The 18,698-nt window shown below is 50.1% G+C and carries 19 protein-coding genes; 10 read left to right on the top strand and 9 right to left on the bottom strand.

Annotated features, from left to right (window positions below):
- Positions 1-263: 263 nt before the first annotated feature.
- The 3 genes from ACUVQO_RS17455 to ACUVQO_RS17445 are packed head-to-tail and all read right to left on the bottom strand — an operon-like array spanning position 264 to position 2,307.
- On the bottom strand, positions 264-1,442 hold the full coding sequence (locus tag ACUVQO_RS17455) for a hypothetical protein (protein ID WP_445927114.1): 1,179 nt from the start codon (positions 1,440-1,442) through the stop codon (positions 264-266).
- Positions 1,439-1,939: a hypothetical protein gene (locus tag ACUVQO_RS17450; RefSeq protein ID WP_445927113.1), complete on the bottom strand. Its 501-nt coding sequence runs from the start codon at positions 1,937-1,939 to the stop codon at positions 1,439-1,441. The genes ACUVQO_RS17455 and ACUVQO_RS17450 overlap by 4 nt, the downstream gene beginning before the upstream one ends.
- 14 nt (positions 1,940-1,953) lie before the next feature.
- Positions 1,954-2,307: a hypothetical protein gene (locus ACUVQO_RS17445; RefSeq protein WP_445927112.1), complete on the bottom strand. Its 354-nt coding sequence runs from the start codon at positions 2,305-2,307 to the stop codon at positions 1,954-1,956.
- A gap of 120 nt (positions 2,308-2,427) precedes the next feature.
- Between ACUVQO_RS17445 and ACUVQO_RS17440 the strand changes: the two genes are divergently transcribed.
- From ACUVQO_RS17440 to ACUVQO_RS17410, 7 genes are all read left to right on the top strand, one after another.
- Positions 2,428-2,712: a LysR family transcriptional regulator gene (locus ACUVQO_RS17440; protein ID WP_445927111.1), complete on the top strand. Its 285-nt coding sequence runs from the start codon at positions 2,428-2,430 to the stop codon at positions 2,710-2,712.
- Positions 2,713-2,722: 10 nt separating this feature from the next.
- Complete coding sequence (locus ACUVQO_RS17435) at positions 2,723-3,397, top strand: LysR family substrate-binding domain-containing protein (RefSeq protein WP_445927110.1); 675 nt, start codon at positions 2,723-2,725, stop codon at positions 3,395-3,397.
- A 326-nt stretch (positions 3,398-3,723) separates the two neighbouring features.
- Positions 3,724-4,119 (top strand): carboxylesterase family protein, encoded by a 396-nt coding sequence (locus ACUVQO_RS17430; protein WP_445927109.1) that lies wholly within the window; start codon positions 3,724-3,726, stop codon positions 4,117-4,119.
- Entirely contained in the window at positions 4,083-4,445 is a 363-nt protein-coding gene (locus ACUVQO_RS17425; RefSeq protein ID WP_445927108.1) for a carboxylesterase family protein, read from the top strand. Before ACUVQO_RS17430 ends, ACUVQO_RS17425 begins: the two co-directional genes overlap by 37 nt.
- A 29-nt stretch (positions 4,446-4,474) precedes the next feature.
- The gene (locus tag ACUVQO_RS17420) at positions 4,475-5,233 is read left to right on the top strand and encodes a histidine phosphatase family protein (RefSeq protein WP_445927107.1); all 759 of its coding nucleotides are present in this window, start codon (positions 4,475-4,477) and stop codon (positions 5,231-5,233) included.
- 146 nt (positions 5,234-5,379) lie between these two features.
- Complete coding sequence (locus tag ACUVQO_RS17415; protein ID WP_445927106.1) at positions 5,380-6,276, top strand: hypothetical protein; 897 nt, start codon at positions 5,380-5,382, stop codon at positions 6,274-6,276.
- A gap of 49 nt (positions 6,277-6,325) precedes the next feature.
- The gene (locus ACUVQO_RS17410; protein ID WP_445927105.1) at positions 6,326-6,964 is read left to right on the top strand and encodes a DUF1361 domain-containing protein; all 639 of its coding nucleotides are present in this window, start codon (positions 6,326-6,328) and stop codon (positions 6,962-6,964) included.
- A gap of 32 nt (positions 6,965-6,996) precedes the next feature.
- On the opposite strand, the gene ACUVQO_RS17405 is transcribed toward ACUVQO_RS17410, so the two are convergent.
- Together ACUVQO_RS17405 and xth are read right to left on the bottom strand one after the other, a co-directional pair.
- Positions 6,997-8,721, bottom strand: coding sequence for an ATP-binding protein (locus ACUVQO_RS17405; protein WP_445927104.1), 1,725 nt, complete (start codon positions 8,719-8,721; stop codon positions 6,997-6,999).
- Between the two features lie 233 nt (positions 8,722-8,954).
- On the bottom strand, positions 8,955-9,737 hold the full coding sequence (xth, locus tag ACUVQO_RS17400) for an exodeoxyribonuclease III (protein ID WP_445927103.1): 783 nt from the start codon (positions 9,735-9,737) through the stop codon (positions 8,955-8,957).
- Positions 9,738-9,947: 210 nt separating this feature from the next.
- Between xth and truB the strand changes: the two genes are divergently transcribed.
- Entirely contained in the window at positions 9,948-10,859 is a 912-nt protein-coding gene (gene truB / locus ACUVQO_RS17395; protein ID WP_445927102.1) for a tRNA pseudouridine(55) synthase TruB, read from the top strand.
- Here truB and ebsA read toward each other — a convergent pair.
- A complete protein-coding gene (gene ebsA, locus ACUVQO_RS17390; protein ID WP_445927101.1) occupies positions 10,856-11,233 on the bottom strand; it encodes a type IV pilus biogenesis protein EbsA in 378 nt (125 codons plus the stop codon). The two genes, truB and ebsA, sit on opposite strands and share 4 nt — an antisense overlap.
- Before the next feature lie 514 nt (positions 11,234-11,747).
- On the opposite strand from ebsA, the gene ACUVQO_RS17385 reads away from it, so the two are divergent.
- Entirely contained in the window at positions 11,748-12,746 is a 999-nt protein-coding gene (locus ACUVQO_RS17385; RefSeq protein ID WP_445927100.1) for a radical SAM protein, read from the top strand.
- A complete protein-coding gene (locus ACUVQO_RS17380; RefSeq protein WP_445927099.1) occupies positions 12,676-14,148 on the top strand; it encodes a glycosyltransferase in 1,473 nt (490 codons plus the stop codon). The genes ACUVQO_RS17385 and ACUVQO_RS17380 overlap by 71 nt, the downstream gene beginning before the upstream one ends.
- On the opposite strand, the gene ACUVQO_RS17375 is transcribed toward ACUVQO_RS17380, so the two are convergent.
- The 3 genes from ACUVQO_RS17375 to ACUVQO_RS17365 form a co-directional block, all read right to left on the bottom strand.
- On the bottom strand, positions 14,145-16,208 hold the full coding sequence (locus ACUVQO_RS17375; RefSeq protein WP_445927098.1) for a DNA polymerase III subunit gamma/tau: 2,064 nt from the start codon (positions 16,206-16,208) through the stop codon (positions 14,145-14,147). The genes ACUVQO_RS17380 and ACUVQO_RS17375 overlap by 4 nt on opposite strands.
- A 157-nt stretch (positions 16,209-16,365) precedes the next feature.
- Positions 16,366-16,848 carry a tRNA (adenosine(37)-N6)-threonylcarbamoyltransferase complex ATPase subunit type 1 TsaE gene (tsaE, locus tag ACUVQO_RS17370; protein ID WP_445927097.1) on the bottom strand — a complete coding sequence of 161 codons (483 nt, stop codon included), beginning with the start codon at positions 16,846-16,848 and terminating at the stop codon, positions 16,366-16,368.
- Between the two features lie 118 nt (positions 16,849-16,966).
- Positions 16,967-18,334: a gluconeogenesis factor YvcK family protein gene (locus ACUVQO_RS17365; protein WP_445927096.1), complete on the bottom strand. Its 1,368-nt coding sequence runs from the start codon at positions 18,332-18,334 to the stop codon at positions 16,967-16,969.
- Positions 18,335-18,698 lie beyond the last annotated feature (364 nt).

Here is an 18,698-nt window from a genome sequence, read left to right as displayed (position 1 = left end):
TGCTTATCTCAATAATCAGTTATGAATCTTCTCTCTAGAAGGTGACACGCACCCTGCGGCTAGTCTGGTACTTCATCATAAAACTGCTTTGTATCAATCTGAGGAAAAGCCGTAGGTTGTGTTGTCGATCGATTTGATGGTTGTGCCTGCCCCTGCGTGCACGCACCTAAACCGATCGCCAGAGCCAAACTAACACTTCCTAACCATAGAACTGACGACCTATGCCAAAAATCGCCACTCATACAAAAAATCCCATCCGCAAATCATTCTCGAATTAAAAAGAAACAAGATTGATACTTTTGGCCCATCCCAAAGCTCCAATCTCCCGTAAAAGGCCGTACACCAGCCACTTCAGCGCTCTGCTTTAACTCTGTCTGAGTCAATTCTTTCACGCCCAACTTTGAAGCATCCCAGTTCTTGCTGCTGATGGCTTTCACCAAAACTTGATACCCGCCAGGCTCCAGCTTGTAGGTCTTCACTGGACCCTTCTTGGGACAACTGGAAGGTGCTGTCGCTTTGGTATAGTCCTTGCAGTCCTTGCAAGCAGGGATCTCCTCGACCTGTGAAGTTGGGCCAGCGAATGCAATCCGTAAAGCATGGGGTGAATCATTCCGAATGACAACCTGTGTGGAACCATCGCTTGTGCTGGTCGTGGCGATGGGAGCAGGGATTTCACCCGTTGGATTACGTTTCGCATCCTGAATTAACGCCATCGCATGATCGCGTTTGACACTATTCAAATACGGGTGGTTAGGAAAGTTATCTAGAAATATCTCAAATAATGCAATTCCACCCGGTAGGTCTTTACTGGCAACTAAAAAGTTACCGCAAGCATGGTACAGGCGCGGCAGGGACTCTTCACTCTGTGGCAAAATGCCCGAGGATTCGAGTTTCATCGCTAGTGAGATGTATGGGTTTTCAGTCGTTTTTTGGATTTGCTGACAAACCTCCATACTCAACCAATCTGTAATACGGTCTGGTTTCAAATGGGCGTTGAATTGCTGCTTTAGTCCTGAATCTAAAGGATTCCCAAGGCTAGCTTCCTTCCGTGTCGAGCTAAATGCATTAGACGGATGAGCTTTAAGAAACTGCATGGCTTTGGCCAATGCCTCAGATGGCTTTTGCGTCGCAGGGTCGATCGCTTGATAATCACGACATTGCCGCCGCACTTTTTCCACTTCGGGATTCCCATCGAATGACTTAAAGCCTGCGATCGCCTGATTACAGCCCCCCGCTTCGTAGGCTTGTACTGCTGCTTCAAACTGCCGCGATCGTAACCATTGTTGTAACCCCCAAATACCAATCGCCCCCCAGCTAACAGTACGATTAGCAGTTTCCCAGACGGGCGACGCTGCAAAATTCGCTGCAATGCTTGGCGTTTTGAAGAAGATGTTTGCATGTTCAAAGCCTCCACTCAAGAAAGTCGCTCTCTCAATATTCATGCTGGATTAGTCGGATTTACGTGACTGACCATCAGCAAAAATTCCGCCAACGACGGGGCCGAATTTGGCGCAGTCAAACTGGACGCAGTTGATATTTCGTGGCGCGCGATCGCAGCGGCATACTCGGTGAGCAAATCATCGAAGTAGCGGATATGGCGGTCGATTCCCTGCGCGATCGCCTGCTTGAGACTGGCCATTTGGGCCTCGTTCTGGATGGCGTGCACAATCCCTGGGCGGATGTAGTCCAGGAAATGCGCTATCTCCAATTCCGCATGGAGGGCCAGCCAAGTGGGATGCGGCAGTCCGTGCACATCAAAATAGTCACGCAAAATTCTTTGATTGCGAATTGATACGCATAATTCACGCCCACTGAGGCTCGCCAGTGCAGGATAAAAGTTTTCTGCCCCATAGCCAAAATCATCTACGAATGATCGCTCATAGGTCATCGTCGCAATACTACGCTGACTTTGCTGAATCGCGGTATCATCAAGGCCCAAGTCATGTAGAAATTCTAAAAACATTTCGTTATGGCCGTCTTGCAAGTCCGTGAAGGTATGATCAGCCAGCGCCAGAATTGCTTTTTTTGGTCGGGATCATTGCAGCTATCGGCTTTAATGATGCACAGACCAAACCACTGGTGTAATCGATCTCGCCAATGGTGATATTGCAGAAACGTATATTGCAGCAGTTGCAGTGGGATGGTCTGATTCTTTAATAACGTGAAGAAATGACTACGATCGAGTGCTTGGTGACATTGATGAATGGTCTCTGTACAAACGGTCTCGATTTGGGCGTTGATGGCTGGGGATAGATCCGTCGATCGGGATAAGCGACTCGATGTATTGCTAACAGCATTAGATGACATTAAAAGCTCCTAGGGGGTATGAGGCTGAAATGCAAGGATATGGTGTACTTGTAGGGATTAGCCATACTCTACGGAATAGTTTAACTATAGTAAAATAGCGTCAACGATATAGATGGTCGTATGAGTTTTCAACCGCCATTACGCGAATTGCGTGATCTGGAACTGCGCCAGATTCTCTATTTCATGGAAGTTGTCCGATCGGGGAATAATGTTAGTGAAGCGGCCCGTCGCTTAAATTTGAGTCAGCCTCCGGTCACGCAGCGGATTCAATCCCTCGAAAAATTCTTGAGCACCGACCAAAAGGACAATGTAAAGTTGTTCGATCGCAGCAACCAACCTATGGAACTCACGGAAGCAGGCAAGGTTTTTTGCCGCCGAAATCCAGCAGGCGTTGTTCCATATTGAGCAAGCAATTATGCTAGCGCGCCAAGCCAGACAGGGATTATTGGGGCAGGTGACGATCGGCTTAAACAATGCGGTCACAAATAGCGGACTATCGGATGTAATCAAAACATTTCAACAAAAATTTCCCAACGTTCAACTCATCCTGCGCGAGGTACCGCCAGAAGATGAAGTCTCGATGCTGAAACAACGCCAGCTTGACCTGATTTTTCTGCGCTCCCCCAGCTTTGAACAGTTGGACCCAAGCATTTTATGTTGTAAACAAGTTTTGCAGGAGTATTTTGTTGCGGCTTTACCGACAGGACATCCCTTAGCTGCGCAGTCAAAAATCGCGTTATCGGCACTACAAAACGAGGCTTTCATTCTGCCGCCGATCGAGATTTTGCCATTCTATGAACGGGTAATTAAACTCTGTCAAGCAACCGGATTTGAACCGCACATCGTGCAAAATATTACGGTAACAGGCGCGATTACCCTGCTGAATCTAGTCGCAGCGGGAACGGGCATTTCCATTTTGCCAAATCATGTCCAAACACTAAAACGCGACGGTGTGATTTATCGGCCCATCGTCGATGCAACGGCATTAGAACGCCAAATTGCGGCGGTTTGGCGCAAGCATGACGACTCAATTGTTGTCCAGAATTTCCTCCAGGTTTTGCGAGAGTCGCCCCTCGGCGACGGATGGTAGCTCAGTCCAATCGCTGAAACAGCCAGTCTGCTTTGATACCAAATCAAATTTTAATTGCGACACATGGTGATCCCCCTAAATCCCCCTTCAAAAGGGGGACTTGAAAGACTTCCCCCCTTTTGTTGGCAAAGCCTCTCCGTAGGAGTTAGGGGGGCTAGGGGGGATCTAATCTGTTGCATCTATTTTTGAATTTGGGATGAGAGTGATATAGCCGTTGTCCCCGAAAGATTATATTTTTGTCATCTTAATGAGTTTAGATGTAACTTCATCATAAATTTTTCGATCACGGCAATATCAGCAATCCCATTAGCGAAATTACATCTCGTATGCCTTTTTTATCGCGCAATGTAACTGTAAATCAACACAACTATCGCTACCAGGTGTATATACCCGATCGACCGCCAGCGGGAGCTTGGCCAGTCATCTTAGCCCTCCATGGGGGTGGCGAACGGGGAACCGATGGTAAGCGGCAAGTACTTGTCGGGCTGGGAAACACATTGCAACAATATGCCGATCGCTACCCCGCAATTATCGTCTTCCCCCAAGTACCGGAAGGCGCAACTTGGCAAGACTTAGGGGCTGAAATCGCGATCGCGGCACTTGAGCAAACGATCGCCGAGTTCACGGTGGATTTATCGCGGATTTATTTGACCGGCCTATCGATGGGGGCAATGGCGTCTGGTACTTGGCCTATCACCATCCCGATCGCTTTGCCGCCTTAGTGGTGATTTGCGGTTGGGTGAGCGCACGCCAGGGCCGCCGGGGCATTGGATTCCCTGCGATCGGCACCTCCACCGCCGTGGCCGAGCGGCTTCAACATCTGCCGATTTGGCTATTTCATAGCGCCGATGATCCCGTTGTTGCCGTCACCGAGTCGCGACAGATGTTCACCGCCCTCCAGCAAGTTGGCGCGATCGTCAAATATACCGAGTTTTCCGACTTGGGCCATCGTGCTTGGGAGCGGGCCTACGCGATCGCGCATCTCCCCATCTGGTTATTGCAGCAACATCAACATTTATCGGCATCTGTTGCGGAAGGAGTAGGTTAAAAAGAAGGAGTTCTTGAAAGGAGGCAACTATGCATGGAGTGATGAAGTTACTGTTTATTCGTCATGCTCAATCGATTGGCAATCAAGAAAAACGAATGCAGGGACATGGAGAATTTGAATTATCGGCACTGGGAAAGCAGCAGGCAGAAAAATTAGCCAGTCGATTGTTAGCAGAAGCCTGGTGGCCATCCCATGTCTACAGCAGTCCCTTAAAGCGAGCGGCTCAAACGACCCAAATCCTGATTGATCGCTTTCTGGCGGCACCCCTTCCTGCTGCAGTCAGCGATTTAATTGATGCCACCGTGACCGTCCCAGCAGAGGTTTTGCAGGAAGGACGGCACCACTCCATTGCAGTGCAATTTGCGGACGAGCTCAAGGAATTTCAGAATGGCATTTTTCAAGGGTTGACTTGGGCGGAGGCCGTTCAGCGCTATCCCGATTTGTGTCAGGCTCTGGAGGCTACCCCGGATTGGATTCCCATTCCTGGCGCAGAAACCCTGCAGGAAGCTCGATCGCGAGCCAGACAGTTCATCCAAATGCTTCTGGAACGTCATCGCAACGGCGATCACATCTGGATCGTCAGCCATAGCTGGATCATGCAGCATTTGATTGCAGAGTTGTTGGGCTGCGATCGCTCCTGGCGCTTAAGAGCCGGCAACACAGCCTTGTTTGAATTTTGGATTGACCGCGCCCGCTGGCATAACTCTGAACAAAACCGCTTTAACACCGACCTTTGGCAAGTCCGCCGCTTTAACGATGTGCACCACCTTAGTAGCGAAGCAGAGTAGGGGTTGAGATTTGTGTAGCTGACGGCTCATAATAAATTTTGACAACAGTGCAGTCTGGGAGACAGATTTTCTGCTATAAGTTCCAGTCTGTAGGATTGATGAACATGCAGTCTAGTTGAGGTTAGTAGTTCCTGCCAGATTAAGACATGATCAACGATGCCAATAACATTGTTAAACAGGCAAAGCAAGGCAGTGTCGCTGCTATCATTCAGGTATTGAATGAAAAGCTAGCTGACTCGGGAGTTAGAACCCGAGCGATCTTTGCGGATGGAGTGCTGCAATTGCTATGTGAAGGAGCGACTCTAGAGCAACTAGAGCAGATTCCTTTAGTTGAGCGGATTCGCCAGATCCTGGAAGCGATCGCTCCTCGCAACATTCGTCGGGTGAAAATTAATAGTCGGATTGTCCGTGAACAACAATTACTTTGGATAGAAGAAATTAACCGAGATCCAGAACACCAGCTTCTCTGGTCAGAAGAAATTGTGCTGAAAAAACCAGGCTTCTTTAAGCAGTTGAGCGAAGACTGGTCTGCCCGCAGTTCTGAGGTATCTACCAGCAAATCCGCACCACCACATCCCCGCAAACAACGAGAGCAACGTCAGTTTTGGCGAGGGCTAATTGGCGGGGCGATCGCAAGCTGTTTACTACTGGCTGGCGGCTGGTGGTTGTATAACCAATATGGCTCCTCTGAGATAGCGGCCCAGAAACAGGAAAATTCTGCTCCCAAACAAACTGGAGCACCCTCCTCTACAACCTCCGCCACTGTTGCTGATCCTTTTGCAGAAGCGGTTCGTTTGGCTGAACGCACATCTGCCTCCGGGCGATCAGCAAAATCCTCAGCCGATTGGTTAGGGTTAGCCTCTCAATGGCAGCAAGCATCTGACTTAATGGCGGCTGTCCCCGCTTCAGATGTCCGTTACAAAACCGCTCAGAGTCGGGTGATAGATTATCGGAGAAACAGCGAGATTTCCCTGGCCAAGGCTAAAAAAGTTCAGGCGGCTCCTTCCCCAAAGGCTGCTCTCACTCAACCAGCGTCACAATAATTGCCGCGTCCTGTGCTAAGACAGGAAAGATGAATAGGAACAGGGTTTTATGCGGGAAGTTCTTGGAAACGCGCTGGAAGTATTTAGCTGGCATAGCGGCTGGATTATCTGGAATTTATTTTTGGCGTTTATTCCGCTGGCGCTCAGTTTTTGGCTTTATCGCCGTAGAACTAAGGTGCGATCGCTCCTCTGGTGGGTAGCATTTGCAGTGTTTCTCGCGTTCTTACCCAATGCGCCTTATTTGTTGACCGATATCATTCACCTGATTCGTGCGACTCGCATGGGATATTCAGTGTGGCTTATTGTCTTGACTTTTATTCCTTTACATTTATTTGCAATCCTGGCTGGATTTCAAGCCTATGTCATCTCCGTGATGAATCAGAGTAGCTACTTAAAACGTATTGGGACGGACAAGTTTGTCGTCTGGTCTGAACTGATTACCCATGCCCTGTGTGCGATCGGAGTGTACATGGGTCGCTTCCTCCGCTTTAATAGTTGGGATCTGGCCACCGATCCTGGAAATGTGCTACTGGTGACGCTAGACGATATCACCGCTAAAAAACCACTGCTGGTGATTTTCATCTCGTTTATTGGTCTGACTGTTCTCTACTGGCTCACGAAACAAGTCAACCTGGGATTACTGCTGCGTTTCCGGGAAATGCGAGCCAAAGGAGAGTGGTTTGAGTAGAGACGTTTTGCCAAACACTTTTACCCACACCATTACTCAATGCTGACTCCGCGAACGGTTTGAGATCGTCCCCGACGGCTGACTGGAGCCTGTTGAATTTCCCGTTCTCGTACCCGGTGCGATTGAAAGTAGTTCTGCCACAGTTCAGGCGCATCGAGGGTTTCACCTCCGTGTTGCGTCAGGCGTTTACGGACTTTGCAAAGCACGGGAGTATTGACACAGGCTCCAGCAATAATGATCTGACCTTTGGTAAGGGCAGGCAGTTCCTTGAGCAAATCTCGCCCTGCTGCTTCTACTCCATACTTGAGGCTTTCCTGATCCACGGGATTAACAATCCGCATAATGAACTGACTCATGCATTGGGATAGCACATCGGAATCGAGTTTGCCAGGACGCTGGGTAATCAGGCCAACTCCCAAACCAAATTTACGACCCTCACTCAGGATCGTGCGAATTACGGCTTTACAGCGAGAGGGTTCATGGGCTGGGGCAAAGCGATGAGCTTCTTCCAGCAGAATAAAAATTGGGTAAGGGAGATAATTTTCATCATCGGGGCCAATGCGATCCTTTTGCGTATCCATACGGGCATTGTTGGCCTGTCGCAAAACGGCAGCACAGATGACTTGCTGTTCTTCCTGGCTGATTTCGTTCATCTGTAAGACGGTCACCTGTCCCGGTTCAAACAGATCTTTAGGAGAAAGATGGTTGAATGGGTGGAAGTAAGGCGATCGCTGCAACCGTTCCAGTTTCCATTCCAGGGCCCGAGCCGACGACCCCGCTTTTTCGTTGCCTTCCTCATCCGTCTGGGTATCCGCTTCATAAACCGCTGCAATTAGGTCTTGCACATCCCAGCGGTAATCGCCACGGTGAGGCTTTCTGAGCAGACCGTAAGCTTTGTTGAGAATCGATTGCTGGCGATCGCTCATCTCTGGCAGCAGGATGAGGATATCGGCATAATCCAGCGACGAAATGCGAATGTGGATGTCTTCTGGGGTGAGTACCTTCACCGTTGGCGAATATCCATCGTCAGCTTGAAACACGGGATGGCCCTGCATTTCTGTTAAGGTGCTATATTCTCCGTGCGGATCGAAAATTAGGACGGCAGCCCGGTTATAAGGCAACAACAGTTCTTCCACCAGCACTCCCGCCGTGTAGGATTTCCCGGAACCCGTCCCTGCCAGGATGGCCATGTGAGTACTCACCAGTTCCTTCACATCCAGCGCGATTGGAACGGTTTCTCCTGCCCGTAACAGCAAGGTTCCAATATGAGCCGACCCTACCGTTCCCGGTTGCTTTTTATTCAAGACTTGCTGCAGTCTGGCATCGTCAGCCAGATACACCCTGGCTCCCGGATCAGGTGTTTTGCGGGGATTCATGAACCCCAAAGTCGAGTCAAAGTAGCCGATCACATCTACAGTCACTTCATAAATTTCCGGCTTTTCGTCGGTGAACCCAATCAGGGCTGCAATCGTCTCCGGGCTGACTTCCGTATCGGCAAAGATGCGATCAGGCAGATGATCAATCAAACAACGAGCCGAAATTTTGCCTAAAATTTGCCAGCTGTTCCCCGTGCGCTGGTCGTCTTCCTGGACTTCGTAATAGACAAATTCCCCAATCTTGACATAGCGATTATCTGCGGTGATGAACACATACTGATTGCCATTCTCTCCTGGCCCCTTGACCGTTCCAATCACGGTTTTTGTCACGGCTGGAGAAACCGGGGCAGGATTACGAGCAGCAGCAGACGTGGTATTCAACGGTGTCTTCCTGTAAGTGAATGGGGCAAGAGGATTTGGGATTTCAGATTTTGGATTATTGAGGGTTATACCACGAGAAACTGCCAACGGGGCAACTCGATTGCTGAAGTTTTACGCTAAAAAACTTTTTGCAATCCAAAATCCAAAATGGCATCAGACAAGGATCTTATCTTAATCGTTATAGCGGGTTTTGTTGCCAGAGTTGAGCAATTGTACTACAGGAGATTCAAAAATTAAAGTTCAACAATCACTGGTACGTGGTCGCTGGGTTGTTCCAGCGATCGCGGTGCTTTATCAATGGTGCAGGCGATCGCTTTCATGTACAGGTCAGGGGTCAGATAAATGTGGTCAATTCGCCACCCAGCATTGCGCCGAAAGGAGCCAGCCCGGTAGTCCCACCAGCTAAAATGCCCCCCCTCCGCTGTGAATTTACGAAATGCATCGGCAAAACCTAAATTGAGGATCACCCGCAAGGCTTCCCGTTCCGCATCCGTGGCCATCACCTGCTTTTCCCGCCCGGTTGGATCATGGATGTCAATATCTTCCAGGGCAATGTTGAAATCTCCACACACCAGCACATGATTCGGTTCCTGTAACAGTACCTGCAGATACTCATGCAACACATCCAGCCATTTCAGCTTGTACTGATATTTATCACTCCCCACCGACGCGCCATTGGGAACATACAAATTCACGATCCGCAGATCGTCGATAATGCCTGTAATCACCCGCTTTTGCTCATCAAACTCAGCAAATTGATCTCCCAATAAAGGCGAAAATCCCCGGTTCACATCACTTAAAGGCTCACGGCTCAAGATCGCCACCCCGTTATAGCTGGGCTGTCCAAAAGTTACTACTTGGTAGCCCATATCGGTCAACGGTTCTTTGGGAAATTTCTCATCAACAACCTTGGTTTCCTGTAAGCACAGCACGTCCACAGGGTGCTCAGTCAACCAGTTCACCACATGGTTGAGGCGTGTACGGATAGAGTTGACATTCCAGGTCGCGATTTTCATGGGCCGGGGATTGGGGAGATAAAAAAGGTAGATTGTGAAGGATAAAGGGTAGATGATAAACGAACAGTAGAGGGTGTTGGATAAATGTTCAGGTTAATTCTCAAGCTATTTACCACAAACCACGGCTCACTTCTACTAACCACAAACCAGTGTCCACGCTTTCCCATTCCCAATTTCTAATTCCTAACCCCCAATCCCTACTCCCAATCAATGAATGGTTTCCTGAATCTCAACAAGCCCAAGAATTTTACGTCTCACGATTGTGTGGCGAAGCTACGACGGATACTCAAAATGAAGCGGGTGGGCCATGCGGGGACGCTGGATCCGGCAGCAACCGGGGTGTTGCCGATCGCCCTTGGTCAGGCCACCCGCCTATTGCAATTTCTGCCCCAGGATAAAACGTATCGGGCCACCATTCGATTGGGAGTTTGTACCGCTACGGACGATCTGGAGGGAGCAGTCTTGCTGCAACAACCAGCCGCCCATCTGGATCTGGAAACCGTCAGAACGACTCTGCAAGCGTTCCAGGGTACGATTCAGCAGATCCCTCCCAACTACAGCGCGATTCAGGTGCAGGGACAGCGGTTGTATGATCTGGCGCGTCAAGGCAAGGAGATTCAGGTACAGGCGCGGGAAGTGGAAATCTATTCGATTCAGATCCTGGAGTGGCGATCAGGTGAATTCCCTGAAATTGATGTGGAAATTGCCTGTGGGCCAGGGACGTACATCCGGGCGATCGCTCGAGATTTGGGACAAATTCTGCGAACGGGTGGCACCCTGGCCTCATTGCTGCGAACGGCCAGCAGTGGCTTCTGTCTAGAGGATAGCCTGACCCTGGCAGAGGTGGAGCAACAGTCTCAGCAGGGCACATTCCAGCCGATTGCTCCCGAAGTGGCATTGCGACATTTAGGATCGCTCAACTTACCCCCCCCCTTAGCCTGTCGGTGGCTGCAGGGACAGCGAATTGATTTAGGCAAGGATCTGCCGGAGTGGGTGCCAACGATCGAGAAGTTGCTCCGTGTGCACCAGGAAGACGGTAGTTTTTTGGGAATTGGTCAGGCTGCCAAAACAGAAACAGCAACCGTGATTCTCCGTCCCCAGGTGGTTCTCCAATCCTCCTAATCGTCATACCGCATCAGCTTGCGGTAAAACGTTTGAGAGAAGTCAGCTAAACGGGCACGCTTGAAGTTCAAAATCACCTCAATCAGAAAATCAACAAACTCAAAATTGGCCATTATCAGTTCATAGCTCATTTCAGCATTGCCATCAAACTGAACTCGGCAACGGGTCAGGTCAGCGGGAAGGGTGGAGACATTCCAGGTGGCAATGAAGGGAATACTCTCGCCTCCTTCAATTTTCCGCTCCCCTTCAAACGCCCCTTTTTGATACAAGCTAATGGCATAGGGAAGAATATTGCGCTTACCTTGCTGAGGGTAGTAGGGCAGGTAAACTCCGACCTGTTGGTTAGGAGCGGGCTGAAGTTTGTCAATTGACATACTGAATCTTCCTGATGATCGTCCTGAATGTTTTGGCTAGAGAAATGTATGGGTATCAGTGAGGATGGCTGTGCAGTCTGGAAAAACTCCTACTGCCAATCTATGGCATTTTAGACGCTTTCAATCCCTCTCTGGCCAACTCGGTACTATTAGGAATCGGGTTTCTAGTCAGAGTCACAACAAAGCCACGCTATCTAACAGAACAAGCCTGGTTTTTGTACCGATGCCTTAGTATTCCCCAGGGCAGGAAGATCCGAAATCACAAGCCGTAAAATTCATCAGACAACTTGACCCATGAAGAAACTCTATAAAAGCTACTGGAGAAGTTCGATGATTACTCCTGCCCAGTTAAGTTTCTCAACGAATTCTTACAAGCGTCTTAAAGGCTGCCTTGTAAGGCTCAGGCAAATTTCTCTGAGAAAAGGATCCACAGAACCTCTGAGAAAGGTGCTTGTGTTACATCCCCCTAAGAATTATTGTGGATTTCAAAGAAGTTGATCAAAGTTGGGATCTTATGGCACCTCTGGTTGCGAATTACTACCTGACCTACCGCTGCAATGCCCGGTGTCACTTCTGCGACATTTGGGCACTGGAACCCAAACAGGAAGCTGATTTCAAGGCGATCCAGCGAAATCTGCGAGATTTGCGGCGGCTGGGTGTGAAGTATGTGGATTTCACGGGCGGAGAGCCGTTACTGCGAACTGATGTGGCCGAAATCTACCAAGAGGCTAAGCGGCAGGGGTTCGTAACCAGTATGACAACCAATACCATCCTTTACCCCAAGCGGGCAAAGGAAATGCGAGGGTTGGTGGACTTCCTGAATTTTTCTCTGGATGGGCCAGACGCGGAGAGCCACAACCAATCGAGAGGTGTACAGATCTTCGATACTCTGGTTGAGTCGGTGAAAATTGCTCACTCTCTCGGTGAATACCCGGTACTCAACCACACCGTAACTGCCCAGAATTATCATCGAATTCCCGAAGTCGCTGAGTTGGGACAGCGATTAGATGCACGAGTTTGGTTAAATCCAGCTTTCACTGCCCACAATAACTACAACTCCAAGAAGAATCCCACTCCAGATATGGTAGCGGCGATCGAATCTGCTGCCAGACAATACAGTAATATTGGCTACAATAAAGCTTCCCTGGCTTTTATTGTAGCGGGCGGCAATAACACCCAAAATCCACGCTGCAAAGCTGTAGATGCGGTGATTGCAATTTCGCCCCATGATGAGTTGTTGTTACCCTGTTATCACTTTGCTCAAACTGGAGTTCCTATTAATGGTCGCTTGTATGAGTTGTACAAGCAGTCGGAGGAGGTAGAAAGCTACCGGCAGTCCCAGGGTAAACTGCCTGTTTGTGAGGGCTGTACCGTGTGGTGCTACCTGATTCCCAGCTTTTTCAAAGGTTTAGACAAGTACTGGTGGTTAAATCAAGTGACCTATGCAGGAGAGTTCCTGGCCCGAAAACGATTCCTTCAACGAACTGCAGCCTATCAGCGCTCTGCTAGCTGATCTGGCCCATCTGCCTGAGTCGGATGAAGACCCCGAACCGGAGTCCTATCGCACGGGCAACCGTCGGCGTAGGGCAGCCGTGGCTCTGGTCATTATTTGGAGTGGCACGATCGCGCTCCATCTGGCAACCTGGGGATCCTGGTTTGTGTTGGGGTTAACCACCCTGATGGGGATTCATGCCGTCAGGATTTTGTGTGCCCGTCCCCTTCCCCCTCCCAAGGCACTTGATGATGTCGAGCTAGAAACATTACCGTTTGTATCGCTGATGGTCGCGGCCAAAAATGAAGAAGCGGTGATTGGTCGGCTCGTTCCAGCGCTGTGTAGCCTAGATTATCCCAACAATCGCTACGAAGTCTGGATTATTGATGACAACAGTACTGATCGAACTCCCGCGTTGCTGCAACAATTTTCGCAGCAGTATCAAAATTTACGGGTATTTCACCGTCCCCCCAACTCTACAGGTGGAAAATCGGGTGCTTTAAATCAGGTACTGCCTTTAACCCAGGGTGAAATCATTGCCGTATTTGATGCTGATGCTCAGGTTGCTCCAGACTTGCTGCGTCGGGTTTTGCCCCTGTTTGAGCGTCCTAATTTGGGAGCCGTGCAAGTCCGGAAGCAGGTCGCCAATGTGTCCTCAAATGCCTGGATTCAGGGACAGATTGCTGAAATGGCGCTGGATTCCTATTTTCAGCAGCAGCGGATTGCGATCGGGGGGATTGGTGAACTACGAGGTAATGGGCAATTTGTCCGCCGCGCCGCACTAGATGATTGTGGCGGTTGGAATGAAAAAACCATCACTGATGACCTGGATCTGACAATTCGCCTGCATTTGCACAAGTGGGATATTGATTTTACGGTCATGCCGGCAGTCCGGGAAGAAGGGGTGACAAAAGCGATTGCCCTCTGGCATCAGCGCAACCGCTGGGCTGAAGGTGGCTACCAGCGGTATCTGGACTACTGGCAACTGATTCTGCGTAACCGCATGGGAACTGGCAAAACGATCGATCTGGTAATGTTCTGGATTACCCAATACTTTCTGCCAACCGCTGCCATTCCCGATACTCTGATGGCTATCATTCGCCATCGCCCAATGATGCTGATTCCGGTCACCAGTTTGTCCATTACGCTTTCCCTGATTGGAATGCTGATCGGTCAGCGGCGGATCCGGCGATCGCAGACCGCACTCAAGGGGTATTCCCCATCCGGAACTACTACCGCCGATGCAACCGAAATCAAACCGCAATTTGTGTTCTTCAGCTCCCTACTTCGAGCGTTCTATGGAACGCTATATATGCTTCACTGGTTTCCGGTAATGGCCAGTACCACCGCTCGAATGGCAGTTCGTCCTAATCGCCTGAAGTGGGTAAAAACGGTTCACTATGGTGCTGAGGAGAGTCCTTAGAAAGGAACATCATCGTCATCTTCTTCTTCAAGGCCGGAGGACGGACTGCTCCAGGATGCCGGAGAATCTGGTTCATCAGCATCAAGTTCGTCTGGTGCTGGCTCCAGGTTGAGCAAGTCTTTGTCAATACTGGTTGGCGGTTCTGTCCCATCTTCCAGATCAACGACCTGTCCTGCAAAAAAGTCGGCTAGTCGTTTTGATGCGCGGGTCACTTCATCTTCTTCCCAGGGAGAAGAAAAATCATTCAGGGGTTCGGGATCTGCAGAAGTTGTAGCAGTCTCAGGTGGTTTCGGCCCTGGAGGGGAAGTGCCCTGCTGGCCTACCACTGGCGGTTGAGGCAGATTGACTTGGGGAGGAGGTGAACCTGCCGGAGGTTGAGACTGAGGCTGTGATACAGGTGGGGTTCCTGAAGCAGGGGGTGCCCCAGGTGCAATTGATCGAGTACTGGGTTGCCCTTGAGTAGGCTCACTTGCCCGACTGCCCGGAGCGGCAACTTCTAAAGTGATATGCACTTTTCGCCCAAACACTTTTTGAAAGGCCGCTTCAATGTTCGGTAATTTTCCCTGAGCCATTTTAAATAGAGGCTGCGTACTCACTCCTAATCGCACCTGCTCGCCATCGAATCCTAGCAACTGGCATTGCTGCTTCACCATCACTTGAGTAGAAAAAGGCTGAATCGCACTAATAATGTTTTGCCAGGTTTGCTCCAGGTTTACGATCGCGGCAGCAACAGGCAGCTCTTCAACAACTTCATCTTGCCTTGGCTGAGTATTTGAAGTGATCTGCTTAGAAGTTTTTGCAGCGCCTTCCTGCCCAGGGAAAGGCTCAGCAGGAATAGAGGGAGCAACTTGAGAGGCGGGTGAGGAGGACGTAAAGGATGGGGAAACTGGGGGAGGTGAGGCAGGATAGGAGGGGGGAGTGCGGGGAATAGGGGAAGAGGGATGAGCAACGGCGGTGGGTTGGGGCGCGATCGCAGAAGGCAACAATCCCATCAGGGTGACTTCCAGCCAGAGACGGGGTTGGGTAGTGTGCTTCAGTTGAACTTCGGCGCTTCTAAGATGCTGTTGTCCGGCCAGAATTGTAGCCATGTTGAGGTGTTCTGCCAGGGTACACAGGTGTTGCCAGGTAGGAGGGGTGAGCGCTACGAGATCATTGCGATCACGGGCCGTTTTGGCAATCAGCAAATCTCGGTAGAAACTGGCCAGGTTTTGCAGCACAATCAGAGGTTCGCGGCCCCGATCCATCAAACGACGAGTATGATCCAGAACAGCTTCGGGATTGTTCTGGGCGATCGCCTCCAGCAATCCCAACAAATCCCGTTCAGGCACAGAGCCAACCAGATCCCAGACCTGTTCAACATCAATTTGCGTGGGCAGGAGGCTGAGTTGGTCGAGCAAACTTTCTGCGTCTCGTAATCCCCCCTGAGCAATTTGAGCCACCAGCGTAATGGCTTCCTCTTTGATGGCAATCCCTTCTAAATCAGCAATCTTCTGCAAATGCCGCACCATCGCATCCAGGGGAATACGGCGATAATCAAAGCGCTGACAGCGAGAAATGATAGTAGGTAGTACTCGCTGGGGATCCGTGGTAGCCAGGACGAAAACGACCCGATCGGGCGGCTCCTCCAACGTCTTCAGCAGCGCATTAAATGCTGCAGCACTGAGCATATGGCATTCATCCACTACATACACCTTGTAGCGACATTGGACTGGGGCAAATTGGGCGCGTTCAATCAGTTCTCGGATGTTATCTACTCCCGTATTGCTGGCGGCATCGATTTCAATGACATCCAGCGCCGACCCGCGGGCGATCGCCTGACATACCTCACATCGGCCACAGGGAGTTGCCGTTGGCTTGGGACTGCTTAGGCAATTCAGGGACTTAGCGAGAATCCGGGCACTGGAGGTTTTGCCCGTTCCTCGCGCTCCCGTAAATAAATAGGCTGGGGCAATTCGTTGCTGTTCAATCGCATTGGTGAGCGTAGCTGCGATCGCCTCCTGCCCCACCAGTTCAGCGAAGGTTTGGGGACGATATTTATGGTGAAGCGGCTCGTAGGTCATGGGGAGTAGCAAAGGATAGGAAATAGTAGCCCGAAAAACAATTCCTGATCCTGATCCAGGATATTAATCTAGCGGAAAGGATATTCTTTGTACAAATGAACTACATTCATCTATTATGGCGCGTAGCCCAATTTTGCTAAGATACAGCAATGGTCGCCTATCTCTGGAAAGACTGCAAAATTCTCATTGCCAGGGAGCCAGGAGAGGAAGTCAGCGTGGCTTGTCGGCCTACCTGAGCATCGTAAGTGAGACAGATCTGCAGATAGGATGCTGGTCGATCCAGAAGTTGATCGCTCCATTCGATCGCTACGATGCCTGGTTCCACCTCCTGTCCTTCCCAGTAGGTTTCCAGATGTAAGTCAGTAACTTCTGGCCCCTCCAGGCGGTATAAATCCAGGTGATACAGCGGTAATCGCCCACCTGAATATTCATTAATCAGGGTAAATGTGGGGCTGTCGATCGGCTCCGAAATACCCAATCCCTCGCCAATTCCCTGAACCAGGGTAGTTTTTCCACTGCCTAAGTCTCCCTGTAATAGAATCACACTCCCTGGCTCTAGCATTTTGCCCAATTGCACCCCCAGAGATCGGGTCGCTTCCGCATCTAGCAGATTCAAAGTAGTTAATTCTTCACCCTTCACAACATTTTCATAGGATTTTGGCTTTTAGATTTGCGATTTTGGATTTACCCATCCACCTATGCACTTACCCACCCATTCACTCCTAACTCTGAACTCTCAACCCTGAACTCTTAATCCCCTACAGTCCCTGCACTCGCGTAAACCAGCGGAATAATACCCGCGAGAGTGCCACAGGATTATGACGAATCAACCCGGTGTGTTCATCTTCCTCCATCACATTAGCTAGAATCACCCGCCGACCTAAGCGGGCCACCACATCCCGATCGAGAGGCACCGGATTGGAACTTTCCTGAGCATAGCGGATGAGTGCTTTAGCCGAGGGAGTTTGCTTTTGAATTAGAACGGCTTCGAACAGGCGCTTGCCACAGGCTCGATCGATCGCCCGGATGTGATCACCAACGCTGTAGCCCTGGGTTTCCCCTTCCTGAGTCATGATGTTACAGACGTAGATTCGGGGTGCTTTAGAGGCTGCGATCGCTTCTGTAATTTCAGGGACGAGCAAATTAGGGATGATGCTGGTGTATAGACTGCCGGGGCCAATGATGATAAAGTCAGCATCCTGAATCGCTTTAACGGCTTTGGGTAAGGCCGGAGGGTTAGCGGGAGTACAACCAATTCGGACAATCGTGCCCCGTGCTTCCGTGATACTGGACTCTCCCTCAATCCGCCGGCCATCCGCTAACTCGGCCCACAAGCTGACATTACTCAAGGTCGCCGGTAGAACCTGTCCCCGAACGGCTAATACTTTGGAACTGGCCGCGATCGCCTGCTCCAGGTCACCCGTAATTTCGCTCATTGCCGTCAAAAACAGGTTACCAAAACTGTGGCCCATTAATCCATCTCCAGCCCGAAAGCGGTACTGGAATAATTCCGTCATCAATTTTTCCTCGTCCGCCAGGGCCGCCAGACAGTTGCGGATATCCCCCGGAGGTAGCACGCCGATCTCGCGCCGCAATCGACCCGATGAGCCGCCATCATCCGCTACTGTCACGATCGCGGTGATATTTGCACTGTAATCCTTTAAACCTCGCAATAGGGTAGATAGTCCAGTTCCGCCCCCAACCACCACAATTCGTGGTCCCCGATTGAGACGGCGGTGAGCCAGTAGCACATCTACTAAATCCTGATCCCCCTCTGGCATCAACACCTCAGTAATCGATCCAAGGGTACGGCTATGCCCCCACCAAACCAGTAAAAGACCAGAAACCATCACCAAGGGGCCGCTAACATAACTGGGAACAATATCTGTAATAGTTTGCAGAATTTCTCCCAGCAGTTGAGTGGTATAGAAGACTGGGGTTAGCTTCATCCAGATCGCAAATCCCACCGTTGCTAACAGCACTCCCGTAGCGCTGAGTAACAACCACCGTTTGACCAACAGGCCAGGTGCCAACCACTTGAACCAACGACTCAACATCTGGGTGCGACGGCTAAAGGTCTCTTGCCTCAGTACATGAATTGCCTGTTTGAGTAAACCATTGGTCATTGCTAATCAAGAAATAGGGACGTGACGAAGTGAATCTGCTGAAAAGATTGCTCAAACCTAAAGTTTATATAAAACTTTGATTTAACGGTGCTGCAGGATGCTCTATTCAAGCACCAACAGGAACCCCTTGAACAGTTAAATTGATAACTTCAAATTAAATTTTTAGTTTTCAGGTTTAACCGGAATACCCATAAATGAACCTGTAGAAGGTGATCTAAGTTCTTCCAAGCATTGGCAAAACTGACCTTGTAATCCCAGATACTAGAGGTGGAGGTACGGTAGAAGGATGTCGGGCACAATTTCGTTTAAGCCTACCTAAATCCGTCGCAGTACTCCGCCCATAGCCGCAGGCTTGGGGGGAGGT

This window comes from Leptodesmis sp., from assembly GCF_052746595.1.
This window is presented reverse-complemented; position numbering and strand designations above follow the sequence as displayed.